We start from the raw sequence: 16,719 nt of genomic DNA, 5'->3' as shown, positions 1-16,719 counted from the left end.
CATACTCAGCAACAGGTATGAAACACTATACTTATATCGGTTAACTCGTGGTTCATTATATTTACCATTAAAATTACGTCAAAATCCTACGCTAGGTAATTTTTTTACCGCAGGTCTCAGCTTGACGTAAGATAATTTATGAAATGACAGATTTCCTTAAAAACCATAAATATTCCCTCCTCCTCGTTTTAACGGGAATTGCATTTTATTGGTCTTTTGGTTATGACCTTGATCGAAGTGATTTTATAAAGTTGCTAAGCCTTTATACAGGGTTGTTTTTTATCAGTTTTAAGCTAATTCAACTAGAAAAAAACAATTTCTGGTTTTTGGCGGGGATTGCAGTTTTATTCAGGCTTATTTTTATTGTAGCCACGCCAAATCTCTCTCAGGATTTTTATCGCTTTATCTGGGATGGAACATTGATTTTAGAAGGACTAAACCCCTATTTATCGGTTCCCAACGAGGTTCCGACAGCAGTCAAAAAGACTTTAATACAGGGAATGGGCAGTTTAAGCGCCGGAAATTATACCAGCTACCCGCCGGTTAATCAGTTGTTATTTACTATTTCTGCATTTTTAGGTGAGAAAAGTATTTTGAGTTCTGTGATCGCGATGCGATGCTTTATCATTTTAGCGGATTTAGGAATCCTTTATTTTGGCCGAAAATTATTGCTGAAATTAAACCTGCCTGTCCATCAAATTTTTTGGTTTATCCTGAATCCTTTTATCATTATAGAACTAACCGGAAACCTTCATTTTGAAGGGGTGATGCTTTTCTTCTTACTATGGTCTGTTTTTTTATTACATCAAAAAAAATGGATTGGGAGTGCGGTGCTTTTAGGTATTTCAGTTTCAGTGAAATTGTTACCATTACTATTTTTACCGCTCTTATGGAATTATTTTTCAGCAAAAAGGAAACTTAAAAATCAGGATAAAAATAAGTTTCAGTCAGATCGAAAGTTAGGTCTCAACAAATTATTGATCTATTATTTGATTGTGGGATTAACGATTTTAGTAAGTTTTCTTCCATTTATTTCTTCAGAATTCATCTCGAATTTTTCGTCGAGTATTGCGCTTTGGTTTCAGAAATTCGAATTTAATGCGAGTGTTTATTACATAATCAGGTGGATTGGATTTCAGCTGAAAGGCTACAATATCATTGCAACTGCAGGGAAGATCTTACCGCTAATTGTGATCCTGATCCTGGCAGGGCTAGCCATTTTCAGAAGAAATAATTCAACAGAAAAATTACTAACTACTATGCTTGTTGGAGCTTCAGTCTACTTTTTTCTATCTACCACAGTGCATCCCTGGTATATTGCAATGCCACTTTTGCTTTCGGTATTTACAAAATTTAGGTTCGCCCTGGTTTGGTCATTTTTGGTAATGTTAAGTTATTCGGCCTATACTAATGCTGAATTTCAGGAAAATTACTGGCTCATTGCAGTTGAATATTGCGTGGTTATCGGGGTCTTTCTTTTTGAATTTTTTCGACCAAAACAGATCTCCTTATTCTAAATAAGTTTCTGATATAAACCAACCCGCCAAAAAAGTGCGCCGCGATCAAAACAGGATCGTGCCTAAAAATTCCGTAAGCAAAAATAAGAATTGAGCCTAGCAGGCTAATCACCCAGAATTTCCAGGGTAAATCTGATTTTTGGTTAATTTCGGCGTGAAACCATTGGTAAATAAAACGGGAAGTATAAACAACCTGCCCAATAATTCCCAGAATAATAAGCCAGGTTGAAATATTTTCACCAATAACGAGATCTGCCCACTCCAATTGTCCGAAAAGAATGAGATACAAGGTGATAAGAATGGGTAAAGCAACCACATAAATCTTAAACATTATTCCCGATTTACCCCATTCTCCCTGCAGCTGGAGATTTCTAAAATAGCCTCCATAAACGAGAAATTGACCTAGCATAATCGCCATATCGTCTCGAAGATAACCGTAAATAAAAAGTAAGACCGCACCCTGTAAACTAAGTTTCCAAAATAGTGTTGGCGTTTCAATTTTCTTGTTTTTTTCTGATTTTATCCACTGCATCACCAATCTTGCAGAAAATAAAAGCTGGGCTAAAAAACCAATTGCATAAACAAACCAACTACTACTCATACATTTAATTATCCTGATTAAAAGAGCACAAAAAAAGCTGTTCAATAGTACATAAATAGCACTACCAAACAGCTTTAAACTCTAATAATTCTTTGTTAATTACATATCCAGCAAATAGGCGAAAATTAGCGGTGCTACAATAGTTGCATCACTTTCTATAATATGCTTTGGAGTATTTATATCAAGTTTTCCCCAGGTAATTTTTTCGTTAGGAACAGCCCCAGAATAAGAACCATAACTTGTTGTAGAATCTGAGATCTGGCAGAAATAGCTCCAAAAAGGAGTATCTGTTCTTTCCATATCCTGATACAACATAGGAACCACACATATTGGGAAATCACCGGCAATTCCGCCTCCGATTTGGAAAAAGCCTATCCCTTCTTTAGAATTCCCTGTATACCAATCGGCAAGAAAAGTCATATATTCAATCCCGGATTTCATCGTGCTGGCTTTTAACTCACCTTTAAGCACGTAGGAAGCGAAAATATTTCCAAGTGTACTATCCTCCCAGCCTGGAACAACCATTGGAAGGTTCTTTTCGGCTGCGGCATACATCCAGGAATCTTTCAGATCTATCTCGTAATGTTTTTCCAAAACCCCGGAAAGCAATAATTTGTACAAAAATTCATGAGGAAAATAGCGCTCGCCATTGGCTTCAGCATCTTTCCAGATCTTTACAATATGCTCCTGAATTCTTCTAAAAGCCTCTTCCTCTGGAATACAGGTATCGGTTACCCGGTTAAGGCCTTTTTCTAATAAATCCCATTCATCCTGAGCTGTTAAATCGCGGTAGTGTGGAACTCTTTTATAATGAGAATGTGCCACAAGGTTCATCACATCTTCTTCCAGGTTTGCCCCGGTACAGGAGATGATATGCAATTTGTCTTTACGAATCATTTCGGCAAAAATCTTACCGAGCTCTGCGGTACTCATTGCTCCTGCAAGGGAAACCAGCATTTTTGAACCGCCTTCCAATTGTTTTTCGTAATCTTTTGCAGCATCTACAAGCGCTGCGGAATTAAAATGTAAATAATATTTTTCTATAAATTGGGAAATTGCTCCTTTACTCATCTTCGTCTTCTTCGTTATAATTTTGGTATTTAAACTTGTAGCTCAACATCTTGTAATAAAGCTTAGCCGCGAGAAAATCTGATGATTTTTCGTTTTCATTAGGGCAAAGTTCTACAATGTCAAATCCTACAACATTTTTCTTTTTAAACATCATTTTAAGGAATTCCAGCGTTTCGTACCAAAAAAGTCCGCCTGGCTCCGGGGTGCCGGTAGATGGCAAAATAGAAGGATCGAAAGCATCAAGATCTATGGTGATGAACACATTTGGCGTCATTTGCCCAATCGCATCATCCTGCCAATCTTCATAAAGGTCGTGGGCAAAATACACCTGATTTTCGTCCATATGATCTACTTCAGAAACGTCCATAGAGCGAATTCCCACCTGCACCAAATTGGCCTTCTTACTGGCTTCGTGTACTGCACAAGCGTGGTTACAACTAGAACCTTCATACTCTGGTCTAAGATCTGCGTGTGCATCTATTTGCACTACAGTAAGATCTTCAAAACTTTCATTAAACGCACGAATAGTTCCGATAGAAACAGAATGTTCGCCCCCAAAAACAGTAACGAATTTCTCCTGTTTAATGTAATTTTTTACGGTTTTGTAAACGGTATCTACCATTTTCTCCGGCGAAGCATCTTCGGTTACCGGAGGTGCAAGATAAATTCCTTTTCTGTAGACCTCAGATTTTGTTTCAATATCATAAAGCTCCATGTTCTCTGAAGCTTCAAGAAAAGCTTCAGGTCCTTTATCTGCCCCTTTTTGCCAGCTACTTGTTCCATCGTAAGGAACCGGGATTAATACCACTTTCGCGTCGTCTATTCGCGAGTACTTATCTGGTATTCCGGCGTAATTCTTTTTGCTCATTGTAATGCTAATTGGTTGTTGTTGGTTATATAAATTTATAAAAAATTAATTGCTTCCATTATAACCCAGGATTTTAAGCATATCCTCGGCATTTTGTTCGGGGCTAAACAAACTGGTTTTAATATTTCCATCTTTATCTTTATCGATAAGCAGGTGCTTTGGCTGCGGAATTAGACAGTGATGCAAGCCACCGTGACCTCCAATGGTTTCCTGGTAGGCACCGGTATTGAAAAATCCAATATATAAGGGTTTATCTTTTTTATATTTCGGAAGATAAATGGCGTTCACATTCTGCTCTGAATTATAATAATCGTCACTATCGCAGGTTAAGCCACCTAATAAAACCCTTTCATATTCATCGTTCCATCGGTTAACCGGCAACATAACGAACTTCTTACTTATCGCCCAGGTATCTGGCAAAGTGGTAATAAATGAAGAATTGATCATATTCCACTTTTCACGGTCATTTTGTTGTTTTTGGTATAAGATCTCGTAAATAGCACCACCGCTTTCGCCTACGGTAAAACTTCCAAATTCAGTAAAAATATGAGGGACTTCCACTTCGGCTTCCTCACAATAAAGCTTGATCTGGTTTATAATTTCGTCTACCATATAAGCATAATCGTACTCAAAATGCAACGAGTTTTTCACCGGGAATCCTCCGCCAATATTTAAACTATCTAATTCAGGGCAAACTTTCTTTAAATTTACATATACACGTAAACATTTCTGTAATTCATTCCAGTAATAGGCAGTATCACGAATTCCGGTATTGATAAAGAAATGTAACATTTTCAGGCTTACCTGGTCGTTTTCTTTTATCTGTTTATTATAAAAAGGCACAATATTTTTATAGCCTATCCCCAACCGGGAAGTATAGAATTCAAATTTCGGCTCTTCTTCCGAAGCGATCCTTATTCCGATTGGAAATTTTCCTTCAATTTTCTCGGTTAAAAGATCAATTTCCTCGTAATTATCTATAATTGGAATACAATTCTTATGGCCATTATTCATTAAACGCGAAATATTCTCAATGTATTGATCACGTTTAAAACCGTTACAAAGTACATACGTATCGTCGGTGATTTTGCCTGATTTCTTGAGTTGTTCCACGATATTAATATCAAAAGCAGAAGAGGTTTCAATATGGATATCGTTTTTTAAAGCTTCATTTAAAACGTGCTGAAAATGCGAACTTTTAGTACAATAGCAGTAATTATAACTTCCTTTATAATCGTGTTTCGCCATAGCATCTGCAAACCACTTTTTCGCCCTGCCTATATTGTCTGAAATTTTAGGCAGATATGTGAATTTTAATGGAGAGCCATATTGCTTTACAAGCTCCATTAGATCTATGTCGTGAAATTTTAATTCGGTGCCTTCCAGGGTAAATTCTTCCTGAGGAAAATAATAGGTCTGGTCTATTAAATCGCTGTATTTAGTATTCAAATGATTGTTTTATATATTAAAGGTAAAAATTTAGGCATTAATTTTTCGCACCAAAAGAAATGATTGGTAAATTAATGTTAAGAAAATGAATTGAAATAACTGATTTGAAGCCTGAAAGGGTCTCAAAATTAAGAGTGTTCGGATGCGGTGAGCACCGCCCGTTGTTTAGATTATAAAATCCTGTCAATTATTTGTGTGCATTAAATATTCAAAATAGAAAACCGGAGAAGGCAAATCCTAATCCGGTTCAAAAATATTAAAAAACTTGATACGGAATCACTTTTTTTAAAGCATTCCCAAATTTATAACCTCCTGATCTGTAAGCCTTCTAAATCGGCCTCTTGGCAGGTCTTTTTTGGTAAGTCCGCCAAAAACTACACGATCCAGTTTTTCTATTTCATATCCCTGACTTTTGAAAAGTCGTTGGATTATATGATTTTTTGTGCTATTGGTTTCTATGCCTACTTCGTTCTTAGGCCTATCGGCAATAAAGCTAATATCTTGAATGTTCACTTTCCCGTCTTCAAGAAAAACACCATTTCTAATTTTCTCCAAATGCTCTACAGAAAGCGGCTTGGTCAGATTTACCTGGTAAATTTGCCTGATTCCGTTTCTTGGTTTGCCCAGTCTTTTGGCCAAGGTTCCATCATTGGTAAAAACCAAAAGTCCCATTGCCTGGGTATCTAATTTCCCTACCGGATCCAATTTAGCTTTGGTGGCCTTCGCCATTATATCCATTACCGTTTTGCCTCCTTTTTCGGTGCTACCAGTTACATAAACCCCTTTTGGTTTATTTAATACAAAATATTCGGGTTTATCTGGATTAACGCTTCTTCCGTCAAACTTTACCTCATCGGTTGGAGCTACTTTAAAGCCCATTTCGGTTACCACATTTCCATTAACGGTTACATTTCCGGCAGAAATAAAGATATCGGCATCACGGCGGGAACAAATCCCGGCGTTGGCAATATATTTATTTAAACGAATTCCATCGGTTTTGGAAGGGGTTTTAGGAGCCGACTGCTGCTGTTTTATAGGCGCATTGCCGCGGGCTGAAGACTTTTTGCCAGAACCACCGCCCTGTCTTCCGCTAATTTTTCCACCTTTAGATTTATCGTTTCTACTCATGTCGCTAATTTTTTGCAAAGGTACTCTATTGATTTATAGTGGCATTCTATTTAATGTAAAGATTTTATGCCATTTAATTTATTGAAAACTGAATTATTAATAGTCAATCCGGTCTCCCTTAGCCTCCCACTTTTCAAAAACAGGAAGTCCTTCTTCACGCATTAGATTCTCAAAAGGAATTTTACGATTATCCATTTTCAAAGCAATCTCATCATAAATAAACTGGTCGTCAAAACCAATTTTAGCTGCGTCTTCCCGTGTAAGTGCATAATACACTTTATCGGGACGTGCCCAGTAAATAGCACCCAAACACATTGGGCAGGGCTCGCAGGAGGTATATAAAATACAATCCTTCAGTTGAAAATCATGTAATTTCCCACAGGCTTTTCTAATCGCTACAACCTCAGCATGTGCCGTGGGGTCATTGCTGGCGGTTACTATATTGTGGGCTTCAGCTATAATTTCTCCATCTTTAACGATTACAGCACCAAAGGGACCACCCTCGCCTTTGTCCATTCCTTGTTCAGCCAATTGAATAGCTCTTTTTAGAAAATAGCCATGATCTTTTTTCATATTGATTTTTGAATAAAATGATTAGAAAACTCTGTTGAGTACTTCTTTGATATCTATAAGTAAGATGCTGAAAACGCCTACTACAATAATCAGTTTAAGAATATTATGAAGCAATAAATACTGCCATTTGGCTTTGCTGAAATAAAGAAACAGCAAGAAAAATATGAGTAGCAAAAGCGAAACATAAAAATAGTAATTCATATACCCGGTATCAAATCTTGTGACTAAGAGTAAAATAGGGATTATCGCAAAAATACTTAAAATTGAAAGGAAAAATTTACTCCATCGTTCTCCATATACAATTGGAATGGTCTGGTAATTTTGAAGCAAATCGCCCTGCATATTTTCCAAATCTTTTACCAGTTCCCGCATTACGATCATTAAATAGAGGAAGGTAGCATGAATAAAGATTACCGTTTCAAAATTCTTATAATACACAAAAACCACGAAAAATGGGGTAATGGTTAGGATGGAAGCGGTGAGGTTTCCCAGGAATAAAATTCGTTTTAAACGATGGGAATACAGCCAAATTGCAAAAATGTAAATCGAAAAGAAAACCACAGCTCGAAACGAAACATAACTCGCAAAGAAAATAGCCAGTAAATTAAGGATAAAATACACCGAAAGTTTAGTCCGCTGACTTACAAACCGATCTAACATTGTTTTCTTAGGCCTATTAATAAGGTCCTTTTCGCTGTCGTAAAAATTATTGATTATATACCCTGAAGCAATTACCGTGGCTGAAGACAGAATGAGAAAAAATAAATTGTCGTCAAAAAAGATATCTCTTAGGGGCAGCTCTGGCGCCAAAATAAATGCCGAAGTAAGATATTGTGCTACAATGAGCACTAAAATATTATATCCACGAACCACCGAAAACAAACTAAGCATTTTCAGCAATAAGCGCTTGTTAGAAGTGGACGCCATGTAAGGTGAGTTTAGAAGTTGTAAACCACTTCTAATTTGTAATCTTTCAGAGATTTTCTGGCTTTTTCAATGTCTTCGGTAAATCCTAAAATATAGCCACCGCCGCCAGAACCACAAAGTTTTAGATAATAATCGTTGGTATCTATACCATGTTTCCAGAGTTTATGAAATTTGTCAGGAATCATTGGTTTAAAGTTGTCCAGTACCACGTGAGAAAGCCTTTTTACGTTCGTAAAAAGAGATTTCACATCACCTTTTAGGAAATCATCAACGCAAGCGTCGGTATGTTTTACAAATTGCTCTTTAAGCATTTGTCTAAAGCCTTCCTGCTTCATATTTTCCATAAAAATTCCAACCATCGGGCCTGTTTCGCCGGTGCTACCACTATCCAGTAAAAACACTGCACCCTGTCCATTTTCCGTCTGTGACGGAATGCCTGCAGGTTCAATATTATCTTTGGAATTTATAAGGATTGGAATGCTTAAATAGCTGTTAAGCGGATCCAAGCCTGAAGATTTTCCGTGGAAAAAAGATTCCATTTCCCCGAAAACCTTTTTCAGTTTTAATAATTTATCGCGGGTAAGATTTTCTAAAACGGTGATCTTCCTGGTAGCATATTTATCGTAAATCGCTGCAACCAAAGCTCCACTACTTCCTACGCCATATCCCTGGGGAATGGTAGAATCGAAATACATGCCTTTTTCGATATCGGCGTTTAAAGCAGCCATATCAAACTGGACCAATTCGGGATTATTTTGCTCAAGCTCTTTAAGATAATCGGCAAATCGTCGTAAACTTTTGTTTGAGGCAATAGCAGCGTCAGAAGGATCTTCGTCAACTTTTAAAGCACCATTATAAAAATTATAAGGAATAGATAAACCTTTGGAATCTTTGATGATCCCATACTCTCCAAAGAGAAGGATTTTCGAATAAAATAAAGGTCCTTTCATACTCTACATGTTTTAATTTTATTGAAGCGTTGAGCTTCAATAAAGCCGACAACTAAATAACTTTATTGATTGGCTTTAAATTTCACAAGCTAATGTAAAGTTAGTAAATGAATTACAATCTTTCTTTAACACTAGCCTTCACTTAAATTGGTAATTTCCTTGCTATAATTATTTAATATAGAGGTCACCAAATATTGATGCTGCTTTTTCTCAAAAAATATATACCAGGTAGTGCGTTTATTAGGTTTGTAAAAAATATAATAACTACCTAGGGAACGCAAGCTATCCGGCGTGATTTTATGGGGAAAATTATCTATTTCCGTAATTACAAAATCAACAATTCTATCAACATAGTTTTGCGCATTTCCTTTAAATGAAAAATAGTTTTGAGAAAAAAGCGTAAACACCAGATTGTCAAAATACTCTAAGGTAAATCTGGTAAAAATTACTTTTTCCACGGGTAAGCATTAATCCTTTTCAGCATTTCTGCTTTAAATTCTTCGCCCGTCAAACCATTCTCCCACTCCTTATCAAAGTTGAATTCCTCATTCCTGTCCTTAATAGCCTTTATCTCGTTAAGAACATTTTCATCTTCCAGGTCTTTCAACCAATCCAGCAGTTCGAACTTTTTAAAATCTACTTGCATAGCAAATGCTTTCAGCTAAAAATACGAATAATAATTAAATCCTGTTTTTCAGCTTATTGGGCAGGAACAACTTTTTCTGCTCCCTTTCCTACAACGTCGCAAATATACTGCCCTTTTTCACAATAGGCAACAAGCTCATTCTTAATGAATTCTAAAACTTTTGCTTTATGTGCTTCAGGATAAAGTACGTGCACGTTTGCACCGGCATCTAAGGTAAAACAAACCGGGATTTTGGTAGCTTCCCTGAATTCCCATATTTTATTGATAATTTCCAGGGTATTGGGTTTAATCAGAATAAAATAAGGATTGCTACTCATCATCATCGCGTGTAATGTGAGTGCTTCACTTTCTACAATTGCGATAAACTCTTCCAGATTACCTGAGGCAAAAACCTCCTTTAATTTATCTAAATTTGAATGCGCCTGCGCAAAACGATTTTTAGCAAAAGGATGGCCGTGCATTAAATTATGACCTACACTACTACTCACCTGTTTCTGGCCTTTATCTACCAATAAAATTGTATCCTGAAAAGTTTTAAAAACCTTATCGATCTCAAATGGATATTTTATTCCGAAGAGATCACTGCTGTCAGGAATATTTTTATGTTCACCCCATTCTATCAATTCACCTTCTAAACTGCGGCATGCACTTCCTGAACCCAACCGGGCCAAAAATGAAGCTTTTTTATAGAAAAAATCTTCGTTGTCTACTTGATTTGACCCAAGTTCCTTTTCTAAACTCATTACACAAAGCGCAAGAGCGCTCATCCCGCTGGCCGAAGAAGCAATTCCGCTGCTATGTGGAAAAGAATTTTCGGTATATATCTTAAAATAATAGTCTTTTAAAAATGGACAATACTTCTCGATACGCTCAAAAAACTGTTGGATTTTAGGCTTAAAATCTTCTTTCTTTTTGCCTTCAAAATAAAGTTCAAAATCGAATGTTTCAGTTTTTTCTGATTTCTTCTGAAACTCCAAGCTTGTGGTAGTTTTGCAGTTATTCAATGTAAAACTTACCGAAGGATTTGCAGGAATTTGATTTTCTTTTTTCCCCCAATATTTCACCAGGGCAATATTACTGGGAGACTGCCAGGTTACTTCACCTTTTTCTATATTTTTTGAAAATTGCTGTGGAATAAAATCCTTTTCAGTCATAGCAAAATTATTAATAAACCACCCGGAGCAACCCAAAGGCGGTAGATTGAAAAAATTTAATCTCAATTAGGCAGCAAAGATATGTTTTATGTTTTGGGAATTTTCTTTCCCGATTCAAATAAATTTATATTTTAGTAGATGAAAACTTGTAAGCTTAAAGTCTGAAATATTGATTTTTACATAAAATCATTTTAAAGACAAAAGCCTGAAACGTTTTATTTTTAAATACAAAACCGACCAAAATGACCAAAAAACTCTTTGTACGAAGTTCGGTGGCCATTGGCATTTGTTTGCTTTTCGGTTTTATGGGGGTAATTGCCACTCAGGCAGGAATTGAAGGCTGGTATCCTGAATTAAACAAACCCTGGTTTAATCCGCCAGACTCGCTTTTTGGTCCCGTTTGGTTTATGATGTATATACTAATTGGGATAGCCGCAGGAATAGTTTGGAGTAAAGGTTTTTATCATAAATGGGTTAAAACCGCTTTATATCACCTTGGATTTTTATTACTATTAAACGGTTCCTGGTCTTTACTTTTCTTTGGACTTCAAAAACCACTTTTAGCCTTATTGAATATTATCGCACTATTTATTCTAATAATTTTTACCATAAAATGGTTTAAAATTGTAAATAATATCGCGGCTTACTTACTGGTTCCCTACGCGATATGGGTACTTTTTGCGATGGCACTTAATTTTGAAATCTGGCGACTTAACTAATCTTCACTCATAGCTTTTGCAGCCAAAAAACCGCCCGTCCAGGCATTCTGAAAATTAAATCCGCCGGTGATGGCGTCAATATTTAATATTTCCCCGGCTAGAAAAAGGCTTTTGTGAAGTTTACTTTCAAAAGTTTTAAAATTCACTTCTTTGAGATCTACCCCGCCGGCCGTAACAAACTCCTCTTTAAATGTGCTTTTTCCATTTACTTTAAAAATCGCTTCGGTAAGTTGAAGGCTTAAATTTTGTAACTGATTTTTATTTAAATCGGCCCAGGTAGTGCCTTCTGTAATTCCAGAAGCTACTATCAGAGTTCTCCACAATCGCTTAGGCAAATCGAATTGTGCATTTTTTAAAACCTGCTGTTTGGCGTATTTGGTTTTTAAATCTTTTAATTGATCTAAAATTTCTTCGGAAGTGACTCCAGGCAACCAGTTTACTTTCATTTCAAATTGATAATTCAACTTTTCTAAATCTCTCGCGCCCCAGGCTGAAAGCTTTAAAATTCCCGGACCACTCATTCCCCAGTGGGTAATTAACAATGGACCTTTACTTTCTAAATTTATTTTTTTGGAGTTTATTCTCACTTCGGCTTCTGTTGCGATTCCAGGCAGGTCTTTAATTCGATCATCCTTTATATTAAAAGTGAAAAGTGAAGGCACCGGTTCTATAATTTTATGGCCGAGTTTCTTCAGCATATTCCACATTTTTGGATTGCTGCCGGTAGCGAGCATAATTTTTCCTGCTGAAAAATCTCCTTTACTGGTTTTTACTTTCCAGAAACCTTCTTCCTGTTGAAAATCCTGAACGGCGTGACTTTTTAAAACCTGGATTTTTAATCTTTCGGTTTCCATTAAAAAGCAATTTATAATACTTTGTGAATCGTCTGAAACGGGAAAGATTCTCCCATCATCTTCAATCTTTAATGCTATGCCTTTTTCTTCGAACCACTGCATTGTATCGACGGTCATAAAACTGTGAAAAGGTCCCAGCAATTCCTTTTCCCCGCGAGGATAATTAGTGCTGAGTTCTTTCGGAAGAAATTCGGCGTGAGTAACATTGCATCTTCCGCCACCAGAAACTTTAACTTTGGTGAGCACTTCTTTTCCACGTTCTAAAATGGCAATTTTCAGCTTAGGATTTAATTCAGCAGTATTTATGGCCGTAAAAAAGCCCGCCGCGCCACCGCCAATCATGATAATATCGAAATGCTGCATTTTTAAGTTTCAGTTTGAAGTTTTAAATTCCAGGTTCGAGTCATTTAAATCTTGATTCTTGCCTCTTTTTTCTTATTTCTTTTCAAAAAGTCGGTCGGGAAAATCTGAGATAATTCCATCAACTCCAAATTCCCGCATTCGCGCAATATCTTCAGGCTCATTTACTGTCCAGACATTAACTTTATAACCAGCCTGTTGAGATGCTTTTACATTGTCTCGTGTGATAATTCCTAAAGAAGGATGAATTGCCGATGCTTTGAGCAGTTTTCCTAATTCTATAGCTTCCATAACGCTGGCTTTACTCAAAATTCCCAGAAAAACCTTTTCATCGAGCTTTCGCATTTGAAACAGCTCATTTTTCTGAAAACTGGAAACGATAAAATCGTCATACTTCCACCTTTTTTCAGTTATAAATTTTTTGATGATTTCTGAAGTAACAGTAGCGGTATTTAAACCTTTCAATTCAATATTAATTGTGCATTTTCCTTCAATAAGATTTAACACTTCGGTAAGCAAAGGAATTTCAAATTGTTCCTCAACTTTTAAAGCTTTTAATTCGGTTAAAGACTTTTTAGCTATTTCACCGCTCCCGTCTGTAGTTCGATCTAAAGTAAAATCGTGAATCACCACCAGCTCTCCGGTTTTGCATCGGTGAACATCGATTTCTATCGCATCAACTCCAAACTCCAGAGCTTTCTGAATACTTTCTATCGTATTTTCCGCAACATGTCCTTTGGCGCCGCGGTGGCCAATCTTTAAAACTCCCTTCATACCGCAAATATATCCAATCTCATTAAGTGAGTAAAGTTCTTATTAAGAAAGGCTTATCACGATTTAACATTTACTTATGGGCGATAGTATTTAAATTTATAGAACAACCTCTTCAATAAAATAACTATGGAAAAATGGTTTGAATTTTCGTGGACATCGATTCTTGCAATTTTACTAAGCGCTGTGGGAATTTATCTGGCCGTTATAATTTTCACAAGAATTGCCGGAAAACGCAGTTTTTCTAAAATGTCCAGTTTTGACTTCGCTATGACGGTGGCTATAGGTTCAATTATTGCTTCTACCGTACTATATCCTACTGTAAGTCTACAAAAGGGAATTGTAGGCCTTGCGGCAGTATATATTTTGCAAATTTCGGCAGCCATTCTAAGGCGCTATTCCTGGTTTCAGAAGGCGATAGATAATTCACCTTTACTTCTTATGGACGGTAAAAAAGTACTTCATAAAAATTTGAAGAAAGCCCGGGTAACCGAAGGTGATCTTCGGTCAAAATTAAGGGAGGCCAATGTTTTGGATCTTTCCCAAATTCGGGCGGTTGTTTTTGAAACTACCGGAGATATTTCGGTTTTACATACGCCTGATGAAAAGCAGGAAGTAGAAGCCTGGCTTACAAAAGATGTACTAAAATAATTAAAAAAATGACGCTGGATTGGACAGTTATTCTGGGACTGGCGGCAGGAATTTGCACGACAGTAGCAGTAATTCCGCAGATTAAAAAAGCCTGGAAAACGAAAAAAGTAGAAGATGTTTCCCCGGGAATGTTTAGCATCTTAATTTTGGGTGTTTTCCTATGGATAATCTACGGGATTATCCAGAATGACCTCCCCATAATTGCAGCAAATGGGATTTCATTGGGGTTAAACAGTGTCATGTTGTATTTAATGCTTCGCTACCGTAAAAAAGAGTAAACCGCAGTCTGTTAATCTTTTAGAATATTGAACTAATTTATTCTTAAACCATATTGAAAGAGGATACAAACCTAATAGTTTTACCAAAATAATCCATTCAATATTATGATTTCTCCCGAATTAAAACCTAAAGTTAAGCAGCGGAAAATTGCTGCAGATCAAGACATTAAAGCAGCCTTTAACGATTTTGTTTTAACAAAAGACCATCCCTGCATAATGGCCCAAACCGTTTTTGGCCAGGATCATCTAGACCTGCATACTTACGATGAATTTCCCAGCAGAAAAACTGCTCAAAAAATATATAAAGACCTAAAAAAATATATAGAAAATTACGATTTTGAATCGAACGAATTCTATACTTTTTTAGCGGTCTTCAAGGGACAGAACTCTTTTTCTGAAATGCAGTTTGAAACCGCTCTTTGGAAACAGCTCGAATTTATACATAATATAGATAACGAAGCCTGGGATCCCAACGTTAGCAAAAACCCAGAAGATAATAACTTTAGTTTTAGTATTGGCGGAAAAGCTTTCTATATAGTAGGATTGCATCCAGACAGCAGCCGTAAAGCAAGACAAAGCCCATACCCGGCCATCGCTTTTAATTTGCATTGGCAGTTTGAAAAATTAAGGGAAATGGGAGTCTTTACTAGCGTTCGGGATAAAATTAGGGAACGGGATATTGAACTACAGGGAAATATAAACCCAATGCTGGAAGATTTTGGAGAAAGCAGCGAAACAAGGCAATATAGTGGCCGTAAAGTTGGAGAGGAATGGAAATGTCCTTTTCTTCACGGAAAAAAATAAGCATGTACCAGCCTAAGAAATACAAAAAGGACGATTCTGAATTCATTTTTAAATTTATACAACATCATCCTTTTGCTACTTTTATAATTAAAGGGGACCGACTTTTAGCTACGCACATTCCGGTTTTAACCAAAGGGACAGACAAAGATTTTATTCTATTTTCCCACATCGCCAACCACAATGAACAGTTTAAATACTTAGAAGATGGTACAGAAGCTCTGCTGATTTTTCAGGGGGCACACGGTTACGTTTCTTCCTCGTGGTATAAGGAAAAAGATATAAGCACCTGGGACTACTCTGCGGTGCATATTAACGTAAAACTAAAAATTCAATCGCGAGAGGAGCTAGAAGAGTCGTTAAAGGAACTTGTAGCCACTTTTGAAAAACCACAGAAAAATCCGTTGTATTACAAAGATATTCCTAAGAAAATGAGGGAAGACCATCTCCCATTGATTACAGGATTTTGGTGTGAAGTGGAAAAGATTGAGGGAATTGCGAAACTGCATCAGGGTTATGATAAAGAGGATATTGAATCTGTAACCTCGCATTTAGAACAGGAACAAAATAACTCCGCGTTAAGCGAAAACATTAAAAAAGAGCATAAATGCACGTAATAAAAAAACAATCTGGAGCCGCCTTTAAACTGAAAAAAGGGCAGAAACTGAAAGTGATAGATGCCGAAGGCGAGCAGGTGAGCGATATGGTTTTATTTAATGCAAAAGACCGAAGGGAAAAAATTTCTTCGGGAAAAACCCTGGATTTTGAAGAGTCTATTTTAATAAGCGCAGGCAATTTTATCTGGAGCAACCGTAGCCGGAAAATGATGGAAATAATTGAGGATACCAACGGAAGAAATGACTTTTTACTGGCACCTTGCAGCCCTGAAACTTTTGAAGTGATGTATGATTATGAAGGTTATCATCCCAGCTGTTTTGAAAACCTATATACCAATCTGGAAAAATTTGAAATTCAGCCCGATGATATTCCTACCGCCTTCAATATTTTTATGAACGTTCAATTTGACGAAAAAGGAAAAATAAGCGTAGACCCGCCAATGAGTAAAGCGGGCGATTATATTCTATTTAAAGCCAAAATGGACCTGATTGTAGCCTTAACCGCGTGTTCCGCTGAAGACAGTAATAATGGAAATTTTAAACCTATACACTACGAAATTATAGATTAAGCTTTTATTCTTTAGATTTTTGAAAGCAAATCGTCTTTTCAATTCAACATACTAATTTTAAAATAGCGGATGTCTGAAAAGTCTGATTTCGTCAAGCTGAGACCTGCGGTAAAAAAATTACCTAGCGTAGGATTTTGACGTAATTTTAATGGTAAATATAATGAACCACGAGTTAACCGATATAAGTATAGTGTTTCATACCTGTTGCTGAGTAT

General features: G+C 36.6%; 20 protein-coding genes. 7 read left to right on the top strand and 13 right to left on the bottom strand.

What is annotated here, in order from left to right; all coding sequences use genetic code 11:
* Positions 1-143 precede the first annotated feature (143 nt).
* Positions 144-1,517, top strand: a complete 1,374-nt coding sequence (locus tag LB467_RS17550) for a glycosyltransferase 87 family protein (protein WP_224475353.1) — start codon at positions 144-146, stop codon at positions 1,515-1,517.
* Here LB467_RS17550 and LB467_RS17545 read toward each other — a convergent pair.
* From LB467_RS17545 to mvaD, 11 genes are all read right to left on the bottom strand, one after another.
* Positions 1,462-2,118: a lipid-A-disaccharide synthase N-terminal domain-containing protein gene (locus LB467_RS17545; protein WP_224475352.1), complete on the bottom strand. Its 657-nt coding sequence runs from the start codon at positions 2,116-2,118 to the stop codon at positions 1,462-1,464. The genes LB467_RS17550 and LB467_RS17545 overlap by 56 nt on opposite strands.
* Positions 2,119-2,217: 99 nt before the next feature.
* The gene (locus LB467_RS17540; RefSeq protein ID WP_224475351.1) at positions 2,218-3,189 is read right to left on the bottom strand and encodes a deoxyhypusine synthase family protein; all 972 of its coding nucleotides are present in this window, start codon (positions 3,187-3,189) and stop codon (positions 2,218-2,220) included.
* A complete protein-coding gene (speB, locus tag LB467_RS17535) occupies positions 3,182-4,057 on the bottom strand; it encodes an agmatinase (protein ID WP_224475350.1) in 876 nt (291 codons plus the stop codon). The genes LB467_RS17540 and speB overlap by 8 nt, the downstream gene beginning before the upstream one ends.
* Positions 4,058-4,102: 45 nt before the next feature.
* Positions 4,103-5,506: an arginine decarboxylase gene (locus LB467_RS17530; protein WP_224475349.1), complete on the bottom strand. Its 1,404-nt coding sequence runs from the start codon at positions 5,504-5,506 to the stop codon at positions 4,103-4,105.
* 285 nt (positions 5,507-5,791) lie between these two features.
* Positions 5,792-6,634 carry a pseudouridine synthase gene (locus LB467_RS17525; RefSeq protein WP_224475348.1) on the bottom strand — a complete coding sequence of 281 codons (843 nt, stop codon included), beginning with the start codon at positions 6,632-6,634 and terminating at the stop codon, positions 5,792-5,794.
* Positions 6,635-6,730: 96 nt separating this feature from the next.
* Positions 6,731-7,207: a nucleoside deaminase gene (locus LB467_RS17520; protein ID WP_224475347.1), complete on the bottom strand. Its 477-nt coding sequence runs from the start codon at positions 7,205-7,207 to the stop codon at positions 6,731-6,733.
* A 21-nt stretch (positions 7,208-7,228) separates the two neighbouring features.
* Complete coding sequence (locus tag LB467_RS17515) at positions 7,229-8,134, bottom strand: geranylgeranylglycerol-phosphate geranylgeranyltransferase (protein WP_224475346.1); 906 nt, start codon at positions 8,132-8,134, stop codon at positions 7,229-7,231.
* An 11-nt stretch (positions 8,135-8,145) separates the two neighbouring features.
* The gene (locus LB467_RS17510; protein WP_224475345.1) at positions 8,146-9,084 is read right to left on the bottom strand and encodes a mevalonate kinase family protein; all 939 of its coding nucleotides are present in this window, start codon (positions 9,082-9,084) and stop codon (positions 8,146-8,148) included.
* Positions 9,085-9,215: 131 nt separating this feature from the next.
* Positions 9,216-9,542 carry a hypothetical protein gene (locus LB467_RS17505; protein ID WP_224475344.1) on the bottom strand — a complete coding sequence of 109 codons (327 nt, stop codon included), beginning with the start codon at positions 9,540-9,542 and terminating at the stop codon, positions 9,216-9,218.
* The gene (locus LB467_RS17500) at positions 9,530-9,730 is read right to left on the bottom strand and encodes a hypothetical protein (protein ID WP_224475343.1); all 201 of its coding nucleotides are present in this window, start codon (positions 9,728-9,730) and stop codon (positions 9,530-9,532) included. Before LB467_RS17500 ends, LB467_RS17505 begins: the two co-directional genes overlap by 13 nt.
* 53 nt (positions 9,731-9,783) lie before the next feature.
* Positions 9,784-10,884, bottom strand: coding sequence for a diphosphomevalonate decarboxylase (gene mvaD, locus LB467_RS17495; protein WP_224475342.1), 1,101 nt, complete (start codon positions 10,882-10,884; stop codon positions 9,784-9,786).
* A gap of 242 nt (positions 10,885-11,126) precedes the next feature.
* Between mvaD and LB467_RS17490 the strand changes: the two genes are divergently transcribed.
* Positions 11,127-11,603 (top strand): TspO/MBR family protein, encoded by a 477-nt coding sequence (locus LB467_RS17490; RefSeq protein WP_224475341.1) that lies wholly within the window; start codon positions 11,127-11,129, stop codon positions 11,601-11,603.
* Here the strand turns inward: LB467_RS17490 and LB467_RS17485 are convergent.
* Positions 11,600-12,820 (bottom strand): BaiN/RdsA family NAD(P)/FAD-dependent oxidoreductase, encoded by a 1,221-nt coding sequence (locus LB467_RS17485; protein ID WP_224475340.1) that lies wholly within the window; start codon positions 12,818-12,820, stop codon positions 11,600-11,602. The two genes, LB467_RS17490 and LB467_RS17485, sit on opposite strands and share 4 nt — an antisense overlap.
* A 72-nt stretch (positions 12,821-12,892) precedes the next feature.
* Positions 12,893-13,591, bottom strand: coding sequence for a glycerophosphodiester phosphodiesterase (locus tag LB467_RS17480; protein ID WP_224475339.1), 699 nt, complete (start codon positions 13,589-13,591; stop codon positions 12,893-12,895).
* A gap of 126 nt (positions 13,592-13,717) precedes the next feature.
* On the opposite strand from LB467_RS17480, the gene LB467_RS17475 reads away from it, so the two are divergent.
* The 5 genes from LB467_RS17475 to LB467_RS17455 all read left to right on the top strand — a co-directional run bounded on the left by LB467_RS17475 (position 13,718) and on the right by LB467_RS17455 (position 16,504).
* Positions 13,718-14,239, top strand: a complete 522-nt coding sequence (locus LB467_RS17475) for a DUF421 domain-containing protein (RefSeq protein WP_224475338.1) — start codon at positions 13,718-13,720, stop codon at positions 14,237-14,239.
* Between the two features lie 8 nt (positions 14,240-14,247).
* The gene (locus LB467_RS17470; protein ID WP_237690467.1) at positions 14,248-14,517 is read left to right on the top strand and encodes a SemiSWEET transporter; all 270 of its coding nucleotides are present in this window, start codon (positions 14,248-14,250) and stop codon (positions 14,515-14,517) included.
* Between the two features lie 105 nt (positions 14,518-14,622).
* Positions 14,623-15,321 carry a guanitoxin biosynthesis heme-dependent pre-guanitoxin N-hydroxylase GntA gene (gntA, locus tag LB467_RS17465; protein WP_224475337.1) on the top strand — a complete coding sequence of 233 codons (699 nt, stop codon included), beginning with the start codon at positions 14,623-14,625 and terminating at the stop codon, positions 15,319-15,321.
* A 2-nt stretch (positions 15,322-15,323) separates the two neighbouring features.
* Positions 15,324-15,935, top strand: a complete 612-nt coding sequence (locus LB467_RS17460; protein WP_224475336.1) for an FMN-binding negative transcriptional regulator — start codon at positions 15,324-15,326, stop codon at positions 15,933-15,935.
* Positions 15,926-16,504 (top strand): DUF1989 domain-containing protein, encoded by a 579-nt coding sequence (locus tag LB467_RS17455; RefSeq protein WP_224475335.1) that lies wholly within the window; start codon positions 15,926-15,928, stop codon positions 16,502-16,504. The genes LB467_RS17460 and LB467_RS17455 overlap by 10 nt, the downstream gene beginning before the upstream one ends.
* Positions 16,505-16,719: the final 215 nt, after the last annotated feature.

Origin of the sequence: Salegentibacter tibetensis (genome assembly GCF_020164485.1) — a bacterium.
GTDB classification, from domain to species: domain Bacteria; phylum Bacteroidota; class Bacteroidia; order Flavobacteriales; family Flavobacteriaceae; genus Salegentibacter; species Salegentibacter tibetensis.
Note: the sequence above shows the minus strand (reverse complement) of the source record. Positions and strands in the feature narration are given on the sequence as shown.

Coding starts and splice junctions, on each gene's coding strand:
- LB467_RS17510 (WP_224475345.1), bottom strand. CDS start 9,084: ATGAAAGGACCTTTATTTTATTCGAAAATCCTTCTCTTTGGAGAGTAT.
- LB467_RS17500 (WP_224475343.1), bottom strand. CDS start 9,730: ATGCAAGTAGATTTTAAAAAGTTCGAACTGCTGGATTGGTTGAAAGAC.
- LB467_RS17475 (WP_224475338.1), top strand. CDS start 13,718: ATGGAAAAATGGTTTGAATTTTCGTGGACATCGATTCTTGCAATTTTA.
- LB467_RS17460 (WP_224475336.1), top strand. CDS start 15,324: ATGTACCAGCCTAAGAAATACAAAAAGGACGATTCTGAATTCATTTTT.
- gntA (WP_224475337.1), top strand. CDS start 14,623: ATGATTTCTCCCGAATTAAAACCTAAAGTTAAGCAGCGGAAAATTGCT.
- LB467_RS17480 (WP_224475339.1), bottom strand. CDS start 13,591: ATGAAGGGAGTTTTAAAGATTGGCCACCGCGGCGCCAAAGGACATGTT.
- mvaD (WP_224475342.1), bottom strand. CDS start 10,884: ATGACTGAAAAGGATTTTATTCCACAGCAATTTTCAAAAAATATAGAA.
- LB467_RS17485 (WP_224475340.1), bottom strand. CDS start 12,820: ATGCAGCATTTCGATATTATCATGATTGGCGGTGGCGCGGCGGGCTTT.
- speB (WP_224475350.1), bottom strand. CDS start 4,057: ATGAGCAAAAAGAATTACGCCGGAATACCAGATAAGTACTCGCGAATA.
- LB467_RS17540 (WP_224475351.1), bottom strand. CDS start 3,189: ATGAGTAAAGGAGCAATTTCCCAATTTATAGAAAAATATTATTTACAT.
- LB467_RS17520 (WP_224475347.1), bottom strand. CDS start 7,207: ATGAAAAAAGATCATGGCTATTTTCTAAAAAGAGCTATTCAATTGGCT.
- LB467_RS17515 (WP_224475346.1), bottom strand. CDS start 8,134: ATGGCGTCCACTTCTAACAAGCGCTTATTGCTGAAAATGCTTAGTTTG.
- LB467_RS17525 (WP_224475348.1), bottom strand. CDS start 6,634: ATGAGTAGAAACGATAAATCTAAAGGTGGAAAAATTAGCGGAAGACAG.
- LB467_RS17545 (WP_224475352.1), bottom strand. CDS start 2,118: ATGAGTAGTAGTTGGTTTGTTTATGCAATTGGTTTTTTAGCCCAGCTT.
- LB467_RS17550 (WP_224475353.1), top strand. CDS start 144: ATGACAGATTTCCTTAAAAACCATAAATATTCCCTCCTCCTCGTTTTA.
- LB467_RS17490 (WP_224475341.1), top strand. CDS start 11,127: ATGACCAAAAAACTCTTTGTACGAAGTTCGGTGGCCATTGGCATTTGT.
- LB467_RS17455 (WP_224475335.1), top strand. CDS start 15,926: ATGCACGTAATAAAAAAACAATCTGGAGCCGCCTTTAAACTGAAAAAA.
- LB467_RS17470 (WP_237690467.1), top strand. CDS start 14,248: ATGACGCTGGATTGGACAGTTATTCTGGGACTGGCGGCAGGAATTTGC.